This window comes from Variovorax sp. WDL1 (genome assembly GCF_001541225.1).
Lineage (GTDB): Bacteria > Pseudomonadota > Gammaproteobacteria > Burkholderiales > Burkholderiaceae_C > Variovorax.
In genome coordinates this window covers 1-954 of record NZ_LMTS01000066.1, presented here as the reverse complement: position 1 = coordinate 954, position 954 = coordinate 1, and the positions used below count along the sequence as shown (strand labels likewise).

The 954-nt window shown below is 67.0% G+C and carries 1 protein-coding gene; it reads right to left on the bottom strand.

What is annotated here, in order from left to right:
- Window positions 1-954, bottom strand: a 954-nt coding sequence (locus APY03_RS09095) for a transglutaminase domain-containing protein (RefSeq protein WP_332307381.1), incomplete at both ends; no start/stop codon positions are given.

The window sequence follows — 954 nt, the reverse complement described above, 5'->3', positions numbered from 1 at the left end:
CCCCCCAGCCGTTGGCGATCAGGAAGGTGTTGGTGCCCCCGCCCTTGATCCTCTGGGTGAAGCTGTGGTTCGCCCACGTGGAGACGTAGGCGTTGTGGGTGACGGTGAAGGTGATGGGGGTCGAGGCACCGGGGGTGACCGCCGTGCCTGGGTTCCCGACAGCAACGCCGTCGAGCTTGAGAACGGGCTGGTTCGCACCGTTGTAGGTAAGGGTCAGGCGCCGGCCATAGATGGCATCCGATGTATAGGTCTGGTCGATGCCCTGGTACTGCACGCGCAGGGTGGGCTTCATGTAGCCCGGGAGCTCCGCCAGTTCCTCGCTGCCCCAGGCGGTGTTCTGGTGGGGCAGTGAGGTCTGGCGCAGCGCGCCGTAGAAGGGAACGATGGTCTTGCCGCCAAGGACGTCGTCCAAGGTCGCGGCGGGCTTGTTCGCACGCAGGTGGCTCGCCAGCTTGGTGGCGTAGGTGGCGAGGTTGTTGCGGATGTTCGTGCGGTTGAGGTTCTGGACGTAGTCGGCGGTGACGGTGGCGCCGCTCTGGGCGGAAGAGAGGTAAGTCGCCGCGTCGTAGCCGGTGGTGCTCGCGCTGGCGAGGTCGATGCCGCTCTTGAAGGTATGGGGCTTGTAGCTGGGGTCGAAGACGTACCAGCTACCGTTGATCCGGGTCTTGACCCAGACGTGCTCGATGGAGACATCAGTGAGTGCGGCCACGGTGCCGGGGCAGCTGCCGGCGGTGGTGGCGTTGATCGCGTAGACGGGGATCTGGGCTTGGCCCAGGAGGGAGAGGACGCCGCAGGCGTTGGCGGTGCTCACGCCCCACCACTCGGCAAGCTGCGCGGCGCTGAGCCTGGCGATGCCGCGCACGTAGTTGGCTTCCAGGCCGGAGGCGCGCAGGAGCTCGACCATGAGGGTCGCCTGGTCGTGGGCGGTGGCCTGGTTGTCGAGCACGGCGCCGA